Raw genomic sequence first — 16,009 nt, 5'->3', positions numbered from 1 at the left:
TCTTTCTTGCAGCGCGGCAGTCAGTCCCGGGTGAACCTGATCTGGCCCAGCCTGTTGCTGAGTACCAACCCCTGCGCATCCAGCTGGTAGACCATCGGTTCCTTGACGTAGCCGGTGGTCCAGCTGCGGTGTTCTGCCGCCGGACCGGCGCAGCCGTCCGCGGACTCCACGAGCCCGCCGGGGTCGGGGGTCAGGGAAAAGACATCGAGAACCACGGGGATATTCAGGACGCCGCACGGCATCCGGACCACCATGGTCAACGAGGCATCCATCCGGTCAAAGCTCACCGACAGAGGTGTGGACGCCAGCCAGGACAGATTCTGGCCGGCGGCGTTGCCCGCCACGGACGTGAAATGCCCGCACTCCAGCGGTGGCCCTGCCGCACCGGCGTCGGCATGGCACCCCGCGGGAAGTTGACTTGTCGTGGGGGCCGGCCCGGGGCCTAGGCCTGCACCTCCCGACGGCGGGTTCTTGGGCTCTCCCAGAACCAATCTCCAGCGCCCGCGGCTCCAGGAGATCTGGTACCGGACGGCGGAGGGTTCGCCGTTCCGGGACGCATCCACAGTTGCGACTTCCGGGAAATCGTTGCTGAGCCGAAGCTGCCAGGAACCGGGCGTCCAGCCACGGGTGGACTCGACCAACTGCTGCGCTTCGGGCCGGATGTTGAGCCGGTCATCGATCACCAGGCTCTCGACCTGCTCCACCGAGCCGGAGGTCGCTGCGTTCATCACGCCGCGGGCGAATGCCTCCCGGCTTGAGAGGTCCGGCGGGGATGTTTCCGCTCCGCAGGCCACGGTGGTCTGCATCGCCACGAGCAAGAGTAGGGCGGTGCGCATCAGCCGCCGCACCGCCGTCGTCCGTCCAACCCCCATAGCTGCACCCTACGGTGCCGCTACCCGGAGGGATAGCCCGTGGCCGGATGAGGACCCGGTCGGCTAGCCGGGCTGCATCAGGACGCGGGAACCGGCTCGCTGCGCAGCACCCGGCCGTTGATGCCGCGCCGGGCCCGGAGCCCGCCGACCAGCCGGCACACCACGTAGATCAGGAACGACAGCGTGGTCACGTACGGGCTGATCGGGAGCCGGCCGCCGAGGGCCAGCAAAATGCCGCCGACTGTCGCGGTCACGGCAAACACGACGCTGAGGGCCACCACCAACCGGGGCGAGGACGTCACCCGCAAGGCCGCAGCGGCGGGCGTGATCAACAGCGCCAGCACCAGCAGGGCTCCCACGATCTGGATGGAGAGCGCCACACTCACGCCCAGCAGCAGCATGAATCCGAGGGCGAGACTCCGGACCGGCACGCCGCGTGCGGCGGCGACGTCGGGGTCAACGCTGGCGAAGGTCAGCGGCCGCCAGATGGCCACCAATGCGAGCATTACGACGACGGCGGCACCCGCCAGGACCTGCAGCTGGACTGTTCCGACGGAGACGATCTGCCCGGTGAGCAGACCGAATTTGTTTGCGGTGCGGCCTTCGTAAAGCGACAGGAACAGGATGCCCAAGCCGAGGCCGAAGGGCATGAGCACGCCGATGGTCGAGTTTTTGTCCCTGGCACGGACACCCATCAGGCCCAGCAGCAGCGCTGCCACCACCGACCCCGCCAGGGAACCAAGGACCACGTCCGCGCCAATCAGGAGAGCAAAGGCCGCGCCGGCGAACGAGAGCTCGGAGATGCCATGCACGGCGAACGCCAGGTCCCGCTTCATGACGAAAGTGCCGACCAGGCCGCCCAGCAGCCCGAGGACCGCCCCGGCCCAGATGGAGTTCTGCACGAGTACGAGCAGTTCGCCGTAGTTCTCGAAGTTGAAAATCGAATTGAGCAGGTTGCCGAGGTCCATCTAGCCCACCTCCCCTGCCACGGCGTGGACATCCTCGTGGTGGTGCGTGCTGCCTTCGGGAACTCCCACGACGACGATTCGGCCGTTCGCGTGGATCACTTCGACATGGCTCCCGTAGAGGTCGGAGAGGACCTCGGTGGTCATGACGTCCTGCGGGCTGCCCACCCGGAAGCGGCCGCCGGCCAGGTAAAGCACCGTGTCGACGTAGTCAACGATGGGGTTGATCTCGTGTGTCACGAACACCACGGCGCTGCTCTGTTGGCGGCACTGGTCGTTGATCAGGCCGCTGACGGCCTGCTGGTGCTGGAGGTCAAGGGATAGCAGGGGCTCATCGCAGAGCAGTACCTTCGGGTCCGTGGCCAGGGCCTGGGCGACGCGCAGGCGCTGCTGCTCGCCGCCGGAGAGCTGACCCACCGGCACCCTGGAATAGTCTTCGGCGCCGACGAGTTCGAGCAGCCGGTCAATTTTGCGGTTCGCCTTGGCGGCTCCCAGGCGGATTCCCCAGCGGTGGCCGTCGACGCCGAAACCGACGAGGTCCCGGCCGCGCAAAGGCGTGTCCGGGTCAAAGGATTTCTGCTGCGGGACGTAGCCGATGCGACGGCTCCCCCGTTCCACCGGATGTCCGTCAAGCACGGCAGTACCGGTCGTCAGCTCCTGCAGCCCGAGCAACACCTTGAGGAAACTGGTCTTGCCGCTGCCGTTGGGGCCGAGGACGGCGAGGAATTCGCCCGGGTTGATGTCCAGGTCCAGGTTTTCCCAAAGGGTCCGGTTGCCGAACGTGAGGGAGGCACCGCGAAGGCTCACTGCGGGTGTCAACGTGGATTTCCTCGATTTCTGCGTGAGTCGTTCTGCTCACGCTGTCCCGACAATCTTAGGCCAGGGTCTTTGCAATCAGCTCGACATTGTCCGCCATCCACTGGAGGTAGCTCTTGCCGTCGGGCAGGGTTTCGCTGAAGTTCAGCACCGGAACCGCGGCCCCCTCGGCGGCGTCCTTCAGGGCGAGCGTCTGTGGTCCTTCGGTCTGCGAGTTGTAGGCCAGCAGCCTGACCGAGCCGGAACGGACAAGGTCGACGGCGGCCTTCAGCACGGCGGGCGGAACGTCGGAACCGGATTCAATCGCCGCCTTGAACTCGGCGGGTGTCTGGTCCTCGAGGCCCGCCGCTTCCAGGAGGTACAGCGGCACGGGTTCGGTGACGGCGGCAGCCGCGTGGCCGGCTGAAGCCTGGATGGCGGCCAGCTTCGCTTCCATCCCGGCGAGGGACTCCTTGAGGGAGGCAGCGTTTGTTGTGAACGTTGCGGCAGCGGACGGTTCGAGCTGGCCGAGCTTTGCGGCCACCGCGTCGGCCAGCTTCGCCATGGCAGGCAGGCTGTACCAGACGTGTTCGTTGAAGCTTTCCGGGCCATGGCCATGGGAATCAGCTGACTCCGTGGAGCTTCCGGCTTCCTCTGCCGGAGCCAGCCCGGAAATTTCGACGGCGTTCAGCACCTTGGCATGGTCCAGCCCGGTATCGTCCGCGAGCTTGTCGATGAAGCCGTCGTAGCCGCCGCCGTTTTCCACGAGCAGCTCGGCTTTGGACACGGCCAGTTTGTCCTGGGTGGTGGCCTCGTAGGAGTGCGGGTCCTGGCTGGTGCGGGTGATAATGGAGTTCACCTTGACCTTGTCGCCGCCAATGGCGCTGACGATGTCGCCGTAGACGCTGGTGGAGGCGACCACCTCGACCACGCCGTCGCCGGCACTCGCCCGGGAGCCCTCTGCCGCGGGGCTGCACGCCGTCAGCATCAGGGAGATGGCGCCAACAGCGGTCACTAGGGCACGGGCTGAGGGACGACGCATGAAAACCTCGGTTCTGGTAATGAGAATCAGGCGCAATAGCACCGCTAAAAAGAATAGCCCCAAATAGGAATGATTCCTATTTGGGGCTATTCGGCATGGCCCTAGTCCTGTCCGAGCCTTCGATAACCGGTGGCCTGCGTGGCGTCCCGGATCTCACCGACGAGTTCCTCGATGACGTCCTCGAGGAACAGGACACCCTGGGTTTTGCCGTCAGGTCCGATCACGCGCGCCAGGTGTGAGCCGGTCCGCTGCATGACGGACATCGCTTCCTCGATCTCGTCGTCCATCGCCAGGTTTGCCAGCGAACGGATGCGGCTTTCCGCGATGGGCTGGTGGTACGCCCCGTCCGGTATGGACAGCACATCCTTGATGTGGAGGTAGCCGGACAGCATCCCGTCGTCGTCGAGCATGGGAAAACGGGAGAACCCCGTCCGGCTCACGGCCTTCTCGAACTCCGCCGGCGTGGTGGCGGCCTTGAGCATCACAAGCTTCTCCAGCGGCACCATGACGCGGGACGCCGTCTGCGCGGAGAACTCCAGCGCGCCGGTGATCAGCCCGGCGTCGTCATCCACCAAGCCGTGGCGCGTGGACTCCTGCACGATGGACTGCACCTCCTCAAGCGTGAAGGAGGACGTGACTTCGTCCTTCGGCTCAATCCGCATCAGCTTCAGGATGTGGTTCGCGGACCAGTTCAAGGCCACGATTACCGGTTTCACCAACCCGGCGATGAACATCAGCGGCGGAGCCAGCAGCAGGGCCGCCTTGTCGGCAACCGAAACCGAGATGTTCTTCGGAACCATCTCGCCGAACGTGACGTGCAGGAAGGTAACAACCAACAGGGCGACCGCAAACGCGACGACGTCGGCAATTTCCATCGGCATGCCCACGGCTTCGAGCGGCACCGCCAACAGGTGGTGGATCGCGGGTTCCGCAACCTGCAGGATCAGCAGCGAGCAGACCGTGATGCCAAGCTGCGAGCAGGCGAGCATCAGGGACACGTTTTCCATGGCCCGCAAGGCGGTCTGGGCCGGCTTGGACCCGGCCTCGGCGAGCGGTTCGATCTGGCTGCGCCGGGCGGACATGACCGCAAACTCGGCTGCCACGAAGAAGGCATTGCCAATCAGCAGGACGACGAGCCAGAGAATTCCTCCCCAGTCACTCATGCGGCACCTACCTGGCCGGACTTTTGGCTGTCCCCGTGCTCCGCCCCGCTGTCGCGGGCAGGCCGGAAGCAGATCCGGTCGATCCGGCGTCCGTCCATGCGGGTCACACTGAGTGTTCCGCCGCCGACGTCGATGGTGTCCCCGACGGCCGCGATGCGGCCCAGCTTGCTCATGACGTAGCCGCCCACGGTTTCGTAGGCAGCCTCGTCGGGAACAGACAATCCGGGGACCTGCTCCGACAGTTCATCGGGCCGGAGCAGGCCCGGGAAGTACCAGTCCCCCGAGGCGCTCTGCAGCAGTCCCGGCCGGACCTTGTCGTGTTCATCCGCGACTTCCCCGACAATTTCCTCCACCAGGTCCTCCAAGGTGGCGATGCCGGCAGTGCCGCCGTATTCGTCGAGGACCACGGCCAGCTGCAGGTTGCCTTCGCGCAGTTCGGCCAGCAGGGCGTCGAGGTGGATGGTCTCCGGTACCCGCAGCACCTCGGTCATGATCGCTCCGGCCTCCAGCTTTGCCCGCCTGGCAGGGGGAACGGCAATGGCTTTCTTGATGTGGACCACGCCACGGATGTCGTCCGAGGACTCACCGATGACGGGAAAGCGGGAATACCCCGTGCGCCTCGCGGCTTCGACGATGTCGGCGACCGGCTGGTCCCCGTCAATCGTTTCCACGCGGATGCGCGGGGTCATCACGTCTGCGGCGGTCCGTGAGGAGAACTGCAGGGTCCGGGCGACGAAGTTGGCGGTCCCCGCGTCCAGTGTTCCCATCGCCGCGGAACGGCGCACCAGCGACGCCAGTTCCGCCGGTGTGCGGGCGCCCGAAATCTCCTCCTTGGCCTCGAGTCCGAAGACGTTCAGGACCTTGTTGGAGAAACCGTTGAGGAGCACGATGGCGGGCTTGAAAATGGCCGTGAAGATCAGCTGCGGACGCGCTACCGCCTTGCCGATCTGAAAGGACAGCGAGATGGCCATGTTCTTGGGCACGAGCTCGCCGATCAGCATCGACAGCAGTGTGGCGAGGGCCATCGCGACCACCAGGGACAGCGAAATTGCTGCTGCCTCCGGGAATCCGAGCGCGGTCAGGGGCCCCTCAAGCAGCTTCCCGACGGACGGTTCCATGACGTAGCCGGTGAGCAGCGTGGTCATGGTGATGCCGAGCTGGCAGCTGGACAGCTGGGTCGATAGTGATTTAAGGCATTTGAGCAGCGGCACCGCGGCGGTATCGCCGTCGTCCACGGCACGCTGGACGGAGGCCTGGTCCAAAGCGACCAGGGAGAACTCAACCGCTACGAAGAAGCCGGTGCCAAGGATGAGCAGCAGGCCGGCTGCGAGCAGGAACCACTCCATTTAGCGGCCTGCTTCCGACGCCACGCAGTGGCGTGCGATTCGGGCGCTGACGTGCCGGGCGGTGACGTGCAGGGCGGTGACGTGCAGGGCGCGGCAAGGCCCGGCCTTGGGAAACTGGTGGGACCGGTCCGGCGGAGGATGGTCAGCGTGCGCCGACCCGGTTTCCTGGAAGGTACCCGACTGGTGATGTGCCGGGGAGCGATGGGCGCGTGAACGGGGTTTGCCGGCTCTGCGGGTGGACTGCGCGGCAACGGTTTCCGTTGTCCGCTGGCAGCCCCCAGGCCGGCACCTAGATTTACTGTCCATAAGAATGCCAGTCTACAGGAGCGCCTCCCGCCGGACGTCAGGTGACGCCCGGCGAGAGGCCCCACCTGCCCGGTCCGGGGACGACGCGAACCGGTTACCAGCTTTGCGGGACCGGACGCCCCTCCTCGTAACCTGCCGCGGACTGGATCCCGGCCACGGCCCGCTCGCGGAACGCGGCGAGGTCGGCGGCGCCGGCATAGCTCATGGAACTGCGGAGCCCCGCCGTGATCATGTCGAGCAGGTCCTCAACCCCGGGCCTGGCCGGGTCCACAAACATGCGGGAGGTGGAGATGCCCTCCTCGAACAGGGCTTTGCGGTCCTTTTCGAAGGCACCCTCACGCTGGTTGCGGTTCTGCACCGCCCGGGCGGAGGCCATGCCGAAGCTTTCCTTGAACTGCCGGCCGGTGGCATCCACCTGCAGGTCCCCCGGGCTCTCGTGGGTGCCGGCGAACCAGGACCCGATCATGACCTGGCTTGCTCCTGCCGCCAGGGCGAGGGCCACGTCGCGCGGGTAGCGGACCCCGCCGTCGGCCCAGACCCGGCCGCCGGAGGCGCGGGCCGCCGCGGAACATTCCAGCACCGCGGAGAACTGCGGACGGCCCACCGCCGTCATCATCCGCGTGGTGCACATGGCGCCCGGACCGACGCCGACCTTGACGATGTCCGCCCCGGCCTGGATGAGTTCGCGGGTCGCGTCCGCCGTGACCACGTTGCCGGCCACCACCGGCACCCCGGGGTTGAGGCCCTTGACGGCGCCCAGTGCGTCGAACATCTTCTGCTGGTGGCCATGTGCGGTATCGAGGACCAGGACGTCGACGCCGGCGGCGAGGAGTTCCGCTGCCCGCCCCGCAACGTCACCATTGATCCCGACGGCGGCGGCAACCTTGAGCCGGCCGTCATCATCCAGGACCGGGCGGTACAGCGTGGAGCGCAGTGCGCCCTTCCGGGTCAGGACGCCTATGAGGGACCCTGCCTGCTGCACCGGCACGTAGTCGGTCCCCGCCGCATCCATCGCGTCGAACGCGCGGCGCAGCGGGTCCTCTTTGACGGCGCGCCCGGCGGCCGTCCCGCCGTCGAACGCGCCGTCAAAGAGTGCCGCATCCAGCACGAGGGGCTGGTGCCGGAGCACCGAGGCCAGGGACGCGAACCGGTCCCGGCCTTCGCAGTCGGCCGCGCGGACGACGCCGGCGACGGCGCCCGTGCCGTCAACGACGGTCACCGCGCCGTGCGGCCGCTTGCCCATCAGGTGCAGCGCGTCGATGACCGTGTCCGAGGCCGACAGAGTGACGGGCGTCTCCAGGACCGTATGCCGGGCCTTGATCCAGGCGGTTACTTCCCGGATCACGTCGAGCGGCACGTCCTGCGGCAGGACGGCGAGTCCGCCGCGGCGCGCCATGGTTTCGGCCATGCGCTTGCCGGTCACTGCCGTCATATTCGCGGCCACGAGGGGAATCGTGGAACCCGTTCCGTCGTCCGCCGCCAGGTCCACGTCCAGCCGGGACGTGACATCGGAGCGGGAAGGGACCAGGAAGAGGTCCGAATACGTCAGGTCGGTGCTGGGCTGGTTCAGGAATCGCACGCTGCTCCTTGATAGGCAATCTCGGTGCATAAGGGTTGTTAAGGTGATTCTAGGCGAGGCCGGGCGCGCGCGGAGCGGCTGCGGGAGGGGCCTTCGGGCGCCTCCGCGGAGGTCCTCCAACGAACGTTCCCCATCACTACATGATTTGAGTCACCCTTATTGGCGGTTTGGCAAGAATCGTCACTAGACTGGCAGAGGTCTGGGTTCACTGGACGCGGAGACTGGGTCCACCCTCGTGCTGAGGCACCGTGGAAATCAGTGGGAATCAAACTCATGGAAGAGGCGTATTTCAAGTGCCAGAGCAGCCAAGCCACCGTCTACCAGAGGAATTTGGCGGAAATGAGTGGCTCGTTGACGAACTGTACGAGCGGTATCAGCAGGACAAGAACTCCGTGGACGCCAAATGGTGGCCGTTGTTCGAATCGTTTGACGCCGGTGATGGTTCCTCCTCCAACGGGGCCTCGGGCGCAGCGCACCCGGCCACCCGAGAACTCCCCGTCGTAGCTCCTCCTGCCGCGGCACCGGCCGCACCAGCGCCCGCCGCAGCCGCAGCACCGGCTGCTGCACCGGCTCCCGCTGCACCGGCTTCCGCCGCACCCGCTCCGGCAGCGCAGGCTCCCAGCGCCCCGAAGGCACCCGCCACGGCTGCCCGTGACGGCTCCCGGACGGCCGAAGCCGCCGGCACGCAGCCCATCCCGGCACAGCTTCCCAAGAACATCAAGGCCCCGACGGCGCCCGAAGAGGACGTCGTCTCCGTCCTGCGCGGCCCGGCGAAAGCCATCGCCACCAACATGATCACCAGCCTGGAGGTTCCGACCGCCACGAGCGTGCGGGCCATCCCGGCGAAGCTGCTGATCGACAACCGCGTGGTCATCAACTCCAACCTGGCCCGCGCCCGCGGCGGCAAGGTCTCCTTCACGCACCTGATCGGCTACGCCGTCATCCGCGCCCTGGCCCAGTTCCCCTCCATGAACGTGTACTACGACGAGATCGACGGCAAGCCGGTCGCAGTCCAGCCCGCCCACGTCAACTTCGGCATCGCCATCGACATGCCCAAGCCGGACGGCACCCGCCTGCTCATGGTGCCCAACATCAAGAAGGCGGAGACCCTCAACTTCTCCGAGTTCTGGCACACCTACGAGGACCTGATCAAGCGCGCCCGCGCCGGCAAGCTGACCGCGGACGACCACTCGGGAACCACGGTGTCGCTGACGAACCCGGGCGGCATCGGCACGGTGCACTCGGTACCGCGCCTGTCCAAGGGCCAGGCCGCCATCATCGGCGTCGGCGCCCTCGACTACCCGGCCGAATTCCAGGGCGCCAGCGAGAAGATCATCGCGCAGAACGCCATCAGCAAGGTCCTCACGCTGACCTCCACCTATGACCACCGCGTCATCCAGGGTGCCGGCAGCGGCGAGTTCCTCAAGCTTGTGCACCAGCTCCTGCTCGGTGCCCAGGACTTCTACGACGAGATCTTCGAGTCGCTGCGCATCCCGTACGAGCCCGTACGCTGGAGCCCGGACCTGCAGGTTGACCCGGCGGACCAGATCAACAAGGTCGCCCGGATCCAGCAGCTCATCCACTCCTACCGCGTCCGCGGGCACCTGATGGCGGATACCGATCCGCTCGAATATGTCCAGCGCAAGCACCCGGACCTGGACGTCCTCACCTACGGCCTCACCCTGTGGGACCTGGACCGCGAGTGGCCCACGGGCGGCTTCGGCGGCAAGCCGATGCTCGCCTTCCGCGAAATCCTCGGCGTCCTCCGGGACGCGTACTGCCGCACCACCGGCATCGAGTACATGCACATCCAGGACCCCGTCGAGCGCAAGTGGTTCCAGGACCAGCTGGAGCACCCGTACTCCAAGCCGAGCCGTGACGAGCAGCTGCGCATTGTCTCCAAGCTCAACGCTGCCGAGGCTTTCGAGACCTTCCTGCAGACGAAGTTCGTCGGCCAGAAGCGCTTCTCGCTTGAAGGCGGCGAGTCCCTGATTCCGCTGCTGGACGCGATCATTTCCGATGCCGCCGACGACGAACTCGACGAAGTCGCCATCGGCATGGCCCACCGTGGCCGGCTCAATGTGCTCACCAACATCGCGGGCAAGACCTACGCGCAGGTATTCCGCGAATTCGAAGGCACCCAGGACCCGCGCTCCGTGCAGGGCTCCGGCGACGTGAAGTACCACCTCGGCACCGAGGGCACCTTCACCTCGGACAACGGCAAGGAGACGAAGGTCTACCTCGCCGCCAACCCGTCGCACCTCGAGGCGGTGGACTCGGTCCTCGAAGGCATCGTCCGCGCCAAGCAGGACCGCCTGGACCAGGGCGAGGCCTTCCCCGTCCTGCCGATCATGGTCCACGGCGACGCGGCCTTCGCCGGCCAGGGCGTGGTGGCGGAAACGCTCAACCTGTCCCAGCTGCGCGGCTACCGCACCGGCGGCACCATCCACATCGTGGTGAACAACCAGGTGGGCTTCACCACCGCCCCGTCGTCCTCCCGTTCCTCCACGTACTCCACGGACGTCGCCAAGATGATCCAGGCACCGGTGTTCCACGTGAACGGCGATGACCCGGAGGCCGTGGTCCGGATCGGCCAGCTCGCCTACGAGTTCCGCCAGCGCTTCCACAAGGACGTCGTCATCGACATGGTCTGCTACCGGCGCCGCGGGCACAACGAGGGCGATGACCCCTCGATGACCCAGCCGCTGATGTACAACCTGATCGAAGCCAAGCGTTCGGTCCGGAAGCTCTACACCGAGTCCCTGATCGGGCGCGGCGACATCACCGAAGAGGAAGCTGAGCAGCTGCTGCGCGACTACCAGGAACGCCTTGAGCGGGTCTTCGCCGAAACGCACGCCGCCCAGACCTCGCCGATTCCGATCATTACGGCGGACTCAGCGGCGATCTCCGACCTCGAGCGCCCGACGGCGCAGCAGGCGGACAGCGGTGTCAGCGCTCCCGCAACCACCGCAATCTCCGCCGAGACGCTGGCCCGCATCGGCAAGGCCCACGTGGAGATTCCCGAGGGCTTCACCGTCCACGCCAAGCTCAAGCAGCTGCTGGAAAAGCGTGAGCAGATGTCCCGCGAGGGCGGCATTGACTGGGGCTTCGGCGAAATCGCCGCGTTCGGTTCGCTCATCATGGAAGGCGTCCCCGTCCGGCTCGCCGGCCAGGACTCCCGCCGCGGCACCTTCGTCCAGCGGCACGCCGTTTTCCACGACCGCGCCAACGGAGACGAGTGGCTGCCTCTGGGCCACCTCTCCGACAACCAGGCGAAGCTGTGGATCTACGACTCCCTGCTGTCCGAATACGCTGCCATGGGCTTCGAATACGGCTACTCCGTGGAACGCCCGGACGCCCTCGTCCTCTGGGAAGCCCAGTTCGGCGACTTCGTCAACGGTGCGCAGACCATCATCGACGAATTCATCTCCTCGGCAGAGCAGAAGTGGGGCCAGCGTTCCTCGCTCGTCCTGATGCTGCCGCACGGCTACGAAGGCCAGGGACCGGACCACTCCTCCGCGCGCATCGAACGCTTCCTACAGATGTGCGCCGAAGAGAACATGATCGTGGCCAACCCCACGACGGCGGCCTCGCACTTCCACCTGTTGCGCCGCCAGGCCTACAGCCGCCCGCGCAAGCCGCTCATCATCTTCACGCCGAAGCAGCTGCTCCGCCTCAAGGCCGCAGCATCTTCCGTGGAGGACTTCACCCAGGGCAGCTTCCAGACAGTCATCCCCGACCACGAGCAGCTGCAGGCGGACGCCGTCGAGCGCGTGCTGCTCGTCTCCGGACGTCTTTACTACGATCTTCTGTCCACCCGGCAGAAGACCGACGACAAGACGACGGCGATCGTGCGGGTCGAGCAGCTCTACCCGCTGCCAGCAGCCGAGATCGCCGCGGAGCTGGCCAAATACCCGAACGCCGAGGTTGTCTGGGCGCAGGACGAGCCGGCCAACCAGGGTCCATGGCCATTCATGGGGCTCCACCTGCCGGACGCCATCGACCGCCGGGTGCGCCTCGTATCCCGTCCTGCCTCGGCTTCCACCGCGGCAGGGTCGATGAAGCGCCACGCGGCCGAGCAGGATGCCCTGCTCAAGCAGGCATTCGCACGCAAGTAAGCTCAACGCTGCCCGGCCGGAGATGAAAGAAAAGCAACTCCGGCCGGGCAGCCTTGTTTAACCGTCTGTGTCCAGCCGACGGTGTTCGTAAGACACCGCCCGGTTGGCGCTGTGGACTGAAGAGGTAGTCGTGGAAGATCGAAAGCTGCGGATCGCAGCCGTTGGCGATGAGCTGCTGGCCGGGCTCGGTGATCCCCGCGCGCTGGGATGGCTGGGCCGCGTGCTGGCCCGCACTCCGCAGGACGGCGTCTCACTTGAGGCGTACTCCCTGCCCTGCCCGCAGGAAGGCACCGAGGGGCTGGCCGCACGCTGGCTTCAGGAAGCGGGCCGCCGCTTCAGCGTCCACCACGAGAACCGCCTCGTGGTCGGGCTCTCCGGGCGCGACATCGAGTTCGGGCTGTCCACCGCCCGCAGCCGGCTGAACCTGGCCAACATCCTGGACTCGGCCACGCAGAACAGGATCGAAGTCTTCGTGGTCGGTCCGCCGCCCACGCTGGATCCGGCCCAGAACCGCCGGCTGGGTGATCTCAACACAGCCTTCGCCGACGTCACCACGCGCCGCAAGCACCTGTATGTGGACACCTTCTCACCGCTGCTGAACCACGAACAGTGGCGCCAGGACCTCGCGGCGAACGGGGGCACGCCCGGACAGGCCGGCTACGGCCTGATGGCGTGGCTTGTGCTGCACCGCGGGTGGTTCCAGTGGCTGCGCCTGGACGCGCCCGAGTAAACGGCGGACGTTCGGAGGTCTTCCCCTCCCCTCACCCCCGCTGGCACTCGCGATATATCTTGACTATGCCCAGAAGAGGCTATACCGTGGGCATCACAGTCGCGATATATCGTGAGCGGTGAGGAATCCAGATCCGGAGGAACCCATGGAAGAGAACACCTGGAGCGTGACCGGCCCGCAGGTCATCGACGTCGACGGCGTCCGCTCACTGAAACTCGGCATCGTCCGCGGCCGCTTTGACGTCGTGACGCATGACGAGGATGTCGCCCGGGTCGAGGTTTCGGAAATCTCCGGCGATCCGCTCAGCATTTCCTTGGTGAACGGCCGGCTGGAAGTACGGCACCAGCTGCACGGCGCTCAGGGCTGGTTCAAAAACCTGATGGGCACCGTCAACAACAACAGCAGCAACGCCGTGGTGATCAGCATCGCCCTGCCCGCCGGCGTGGAGGTGGAAGCGGGTACCGTCAGCGGCGACGGGATGGTCTCCGGCATCAGCGGCCACAGCCGGCTCAGCACCGTCTCCGGTTCGGTGCTTGCCGACGGCACCTCAGGAGAGCTTGCCGTCAACACTGTCAGCGGTGAAGTGATCGCCCGCAACCACCACGGCGTGCTGACGGCCAAGAGCGTCTCCGGGGAAGTCACGGCCTCGGGAAAGTTCAGCAACATTCGTGCGAACACCGTCAGCGGCGACCTCAGCTTCGACCTGCACGGCTTCACCCATGACTTCGGTGCCAATTCCGTGTCGGGCGACGTCACCATCCGGCTGCCGTACGACGTCGGCGTAGACATCGTGGCGAAGTCCGCCAGCGGCGCCGTCATCATCGATGACCAGACGTACGCCCAGCCCGGCGGTACCGTCCAGACGATCGCCGGACCGGACGCCCAGCTCATGCTGGTGCGGACCAACTCCGTCTCCGGAAAGACCGCCATCTTCCACGGGCAGCCCGCCACGGATAACGAACAGGCGCGCTGATGCCTGCCGTCTTCGCCCACGGCGCCCTGCGGCTCTATCTGCTGGCCCTGCTGGAGTCCGGGCCCAAGCACGGCTACGAGCTCATCAAGGCCCTCAGCGACCGCTTCGGCGGCACGTACTCCCCCAGCGCCGGCACGATCTACCCCCGCCTCGGGAAACTCGAGGAGGAAGGACTCGTGGCCACCCGGACGGAGGGCCGCAGGACGAACTACAGCATCACCCCTGCCGGGCGGGAGGAACTCGAGAACCGGCGGGACGAGCTCGCCGGCGTCGAAAACGACATTTCCGCCTCGGTCCGCCGCCTCGCCGACAACCTGCGCCAGGACATCCGGGTCAACATGCAGGGCCTGCGCGCGGACCTGGCCGCGACCGCGGAGGCGGCCCGTTCCGCCGCTTCCTCGTCCGCTCCGGTGGCGGGATCAGCGGCCGGCTCCCGCTACTCCCAGGAGGGGGACCGCCGGCTGCGGGAAGCGGAGAGGCTGGTCCAGGCCTTCCGGGACGATATGCGCATAGAACTGCGGCGCCACGGCAGCGGCCGGCCGATCACGCCGGTCACGTTGGAAACCGTCAAGACCGTGCTTGACCAGGCTCGGATCTCCATCCGCAATTCGCTGGACGGCTGAACCGTCAAAACCACCAGCCCGGTTCGCGGCCCATCCCGTGATGTGGGAGACTTGAGGGCAGCTCTTTTGAGTACCAACATTTAAGGAGGCCAGCTATGAGCAAGCGTGCACGTAAACGTCGTGACCGTAAGCGTGGCGGCGCGAACCACGGGAAGCGCCCCAACACCTAAGCTACGGCTTGGATGGAAAGCTTAAAGCAAATGACCCCGGAAACCTCTCGGTTTCCGGGGTCATTCGCATCCGGGCCGGTACTCAGGCGTCGACCGGACGGATCGAATGGATCCGGTCAAGAATCGAATTCTTGAGGTTCTCGGGGGCGGCCTCCGTGCAGGAGCGCTTAACCATCACGCGGATGACACATTCGAGGTCGTACTGCTCGAAGCACTCCGGGCAGCCCTCCAGGTGATCCTTGATCTCAGCGATGTCATCGTGCGTCAGCGCCCCGTCCAGATACTCGTAGATACGTTGCATCCGGGCGTCGTCGCAATCGCCCAGTCCTTGGCAGTCGCTCATTTCCTGTTCTCCTGATTGTTGCTTCCGGCCGCTGCTTTAGGCTCGGCGGCCTTGAATCCGCGCTCGGCCGCGTAGTCGGCGAGCATGTCGCGCAGCATCTTCCGGCCGCGGTGCAGCCGGGACATGACGGTTCCGATAGGGGTGTTCATGATGTCTGAAATTTCTTTGTAGGCGAAGCCCTCGACGTCGGCAAAGTAGACGGCCAGCCGGAACTCCTCCGGGATCGCCTGCAGCGCACGCTTCACGTCCGAGTCCGGCAGGTGGTCCAAGGCCTCCGCTTCGGCCGACCGCAACCCCGAGGATGTGTGCGACTCGGCCCGGGCCAGTTGCCAGTCCTCGATGGTGTCCGAGTTCGACTGCAAAGGCTCGCGTTGCCGCTTGCGGTACAGGTTGATGTAGGTGTTCGTGAGGATGCGGTACAGCCAGGCCTTCAGGTTGGTACCGGGCTTGTATTGATGGAAAGCCGAGAACGCCTTGGTGTAGGCCTCCTGGACCAGGTCCTCGGCGTCCGCCGGGTTCCGGGCCATCCTCATCGCGGCGGAGTACAGCTGGTCAACGTACTGCATGGCATCACGCTCGAACCGGACCCGGCGCTCCTCCACCGTTTCGGTGGCGGTGTCCAGCGGCTGCCCGTCCACCACCAGCTCCCACGCAGGATCGGGAGACCCGCCGGCCGGGCCGGCCTCGGGGCTTGTGTCGGGCGTGGCGTTGTTCGCGGCCACCTTATACGTGGCCGCAACGGCCGGATCCATGGAACTCATTGCCTTCAAGTCTACTGTCACCTTCCGCGGGGCAGCCGAAACTGCCCCCAGGGACTCAACCCGGCGAACTGGCTTCTCCGTAACCCAAAGGTTCCCGGGTCCGGGCTCCAGTTTCGCGCTTTCCTTCACGAGCAACACATATCCGCCTTCCATGCCTGCATTTGAACCTGTCTTCTCCAACCCCGCAAAGCAGGCAAATATTCCGCAAAAGTGCAAGACTAGA

14 protein-coding genes are annotated in these 16,009 nt (G+C 66.1%); 5 read left to right on the top strand and 9 right to left on the bottom strand.

Going from position 1 to position 16,009, the window contains the following annotated elements:
* Positions 1–20 precede the first annotated feature (20 nt).
* From QFZ65_RS07670 to QFZ65_RS07640, 7 genes are all read right to left on the bottom strand, one after another.
* Positions 21–872, bottom strand: a complete 852-nt coding sequence (locus tag QFZ65_RS07670; RefSeq protein ID WP_306909523.1) for a hypothetical protein — start codon at positions 870–872, stop codon at positions 21–23.
* A gap of 77 nt (positions 873–949) precedes the next feature.
* The gene (locus QFZ65_RS07665) at positions 950–1,840 is read right to left on the bottom strand and encodes a metal ABC transporter permease (RefSeq protein WP_306909521.1); all 891 of its coding nucleotides are present in this window, start codon (positions 1,838–1,840) and stop codon (positions 950–952) included.
* Positions 1,841–2,656: a metal ABC transporter ATP-binding protein gene (locus tag QFZ65_RS07660; RefSeq protein WP_306909519.1), complete on the bottom strand. Its 816-nt coding sequence runs from the start codon at positions 2,654–2,656 to the stop codon at positions 1,841–1,843.
* A gap of 55 nt (positions 2,657–2,711) precedes the next feature.
* Positions 2,712–3,674 carry a metal ABC transporter solute-binding protein, Zn/Mn family gene (locus QFZ65_RS07655; protein ID WP_306909517.1) on the bottom strand — a complete coding sequence of 321 codons (963 nt, stop codon included), beginning with the start codon at positions 3,672–3,674 and terminating at the stop codon, positions 2,712–2,714.
* A 101-nt stretch (positions 3,675–3,775) separates the two neighbouring features.
* Positions 3,776–4,837 (bottom strand): hemolysin family protein, encoded by a 1,062-nt coding sequence (locus QFZ65_RS07650; protein ID WP_306909515.1) that lies wholly within the window; start codon positions 4,835–4,837, stop codon positions 3,776–3,778.
* Positions 4,834–6,183, bottom strand: coding sequence for a hemolysin family protein (locus QFZ65_RS07645; RefSeq protein WP_306909514.1), 1,350 nt, complete (start codon positions 6,181–6,183; stop codon positions 4,834–4,836). The genes QFZ65_RS07650 and QFZ65_RS07645 overlap by 4 nt, the downstream gene beginning before the upstream one ends.
* A 400-nt stretch (positions 6,184–6,583) precedes the next feature.
* Complete coding sequence (locus tag QFZ65_RS07640) at positions 6,584–8,068, bottom strand: GuaB1 family IMP dehydrogenase-related protein (RefSeq protein ID WP_306909512.1); 1,485 nt, start codon at positions 8,066–8,068, stop codon at positions 6,584–6,586.
* A gap of 293 nt (positions 8,069–8,361) precedes the next feature.
* Between QFZ65_RS07640 and QFZ65_RS07635 the strand changes: the two genes are divergently transcribed.
* The 5 genes from QFZ65_RS07635 to QFZ65_RS19090 all read left to right on the top strand — a co-directional run bounded on the left by QFZ65_RS07635 (position 8,362) and on the right by QFZ65_RS19090 (position 14,682).
* Entirely contained in the window at positions 8,362–12,186 is a 3,825-nt protein-coding gene (locus QFZ65_RS07635) for a multifunctional oxoglutarate decarboxylase/oxoglutarate dehydrogenase thiamine pyrophosphate-binding subunit/dihydrolipoyllysine-residue succinyltransferase subunit (RefSeq protein ID WP_306909510.1), read from the top strand.
* A 130-nt stretch (positions 12,187–12,316) separates the two neighbouring features.
* Positions 12,317–12,916 carry a GDSL-type esterase/lipase family protein gene (locus tag QFZ65_RS07630; RefSeq protein ID WP_306909508.1) on the top strand — a complete coding sequence of 200 codons (600 nt, stop codon included), beginning with the start codon at positions 12,317–12,319 and terminating at the stop codon, positions 12,914–12,916.
* Between the two features lie 145 nt (positions 12,917–13,061).
* Positions 13,062–13,889, top strand: a complete 828-nt coding sequence (locus QFZ65_RS07625) for a DUF4097 family beta strand repeat-containing protein (protein ID WP_306909507.1) — start codon at positions 13,062–13,064, stop codon at positions 13,887–13,889.
* Complete coding sequence (locus QFZ65_RS07620; RefSeq protein WP_306909506.1) at positions 13,889–14,512, top strand: PadR family transcriptional regulator; 624 nt, start codon at positions 13,889–13,891, stop codon at positions 14,510–14,512. Before QFZ65_RS07625 ends, QFZ65_RS07620 begins: the two co-directional genes overlap by 1 nt.
* A 95-nt stretch (positions 14,513–14,607) precedes the next feature.
* Positions 14,608–14,682, top strand: a complete 75-nt coding sequence (locus QFZ65_RS19090) for a 50S ribosomal protein bL37 (RefSeq protein ID WP_369299106.1) — start codon at positions 14,608–14,610, stop codon at positions 14,680–14,682.
* Positions 14,683–14,764: 82 nt separating this feature from the next.
* Here the strand turns inward: QFZ65_RS19090 and rsrA are convergent, their stop codons facing one another.
* Positions 14,765–15,025 carry a mycothiol system anti-sigma-R factor gene (gene rsrA / locus QFZ65_RS07615; RefSeq protein ID WP_306909504.1) on the bottom strand — a complete coding sequence of 87 codons (261 nt, stop codon included), beginning with the start codon at positions 15,023–15,025 and terminating at the stop codon, positions 14,765–14,767.
* On the bottom strand, positions 15,022–15,786 hold the full coding sequence (locus QFZ65_RS07610) for a sigma-70 family RNA polymerase sigma factor (RefSeq protein ID WP_306909502.1): 765 nt from the start codon (positions 15,784–15,786) through the stop codon (positions 15,022–15,024). Before QFZ65_RS07610 ends, rsrA begins: the two co-directional genes overlap by 4 nt.
* Positions 15,787–16,009 lie beyond the last annotated feature (223 nt).

It is taken from the genome of Arthrobacter sp. B3I9 (assembly GCF_030816935.1).
GTDB lineage: Bacteria > Actinomycetota > Actinomycetes > Actinomycetales > Micrococcaceae > Arthrobacter.
The sequence above is the reverse complement of the archived record's forward strand: the minus strand, read 5'-3'. Positions and strand labels throughout refer to the sequence as shown.

Bases quoted from the DNA above. Each gene is read 5' to 3' on its own strand.
- QFZ65_RS07645 (WP_306909514.1), bottom strand. From the start codon at position 6,183: ATGGAGTGGTTCCTGCTCGCAGCCGGCCTGCTGCTCATCCTTGGCACC.
- QFZ65_RS07670 (WP_306909523.1), bottom strand. From the start codon at position 872: ATGGGGGTTGGACGGACGACGGCGGTGCGGCGGCTGATGCGCACCGCC.
- QFZ65_RS07665 (WP_306909521.1), bottom strand. From the start codon at position 1,840: ATGGACCTCGGCAACCTGCTCAATTCGATTTTCAACTTCGAGAACTAC.
- QFZ65_RS07625 (WP_306909507.1), top strand. From the start codon at position 13,062: ATGGAAGAGAACACCTGGAGCGTGACCGGCCCGCAGGTCATCGACGTC.
- rsrA (WP_306909504.1), bottom strand. From the start codon at position 15,025: ATGAGCGACTGCCAAGGACTGGGCGATTGCGACGACGCCCGGATGCAA.
- QFZ65_RS07655 (WP_306909517.1), bottom strand. From the start codon at position 3,674: ATGCGTCGTCCCTCAGCCCGTGCCCTAGTGACCGCTGTTGGCGCCATC.
- QFZ65_RS07620 (WP_306909506.1), top strand. From the start codon at position 13,889: ATGCCTGCCGTCTTCGCCCACGGCGCCCTGCGGCTCTATCTGCTGGCC.
- QFZ65_RS07650 (WP_306909515.1), bottom strand. From the start codon at position 4,837: ATGAGTGACTGGGGAGGAATTCTCTGGCTCGTCGTCCTGCTGATTGGC.
- QFZ65_RS07610 (WP_306909502.1), bottom strand. From the start codon at position 15,786: ATGAGTTCCATGGATCCGGCCGTTGCGGCCACGTATAAGGTGGCCGCG.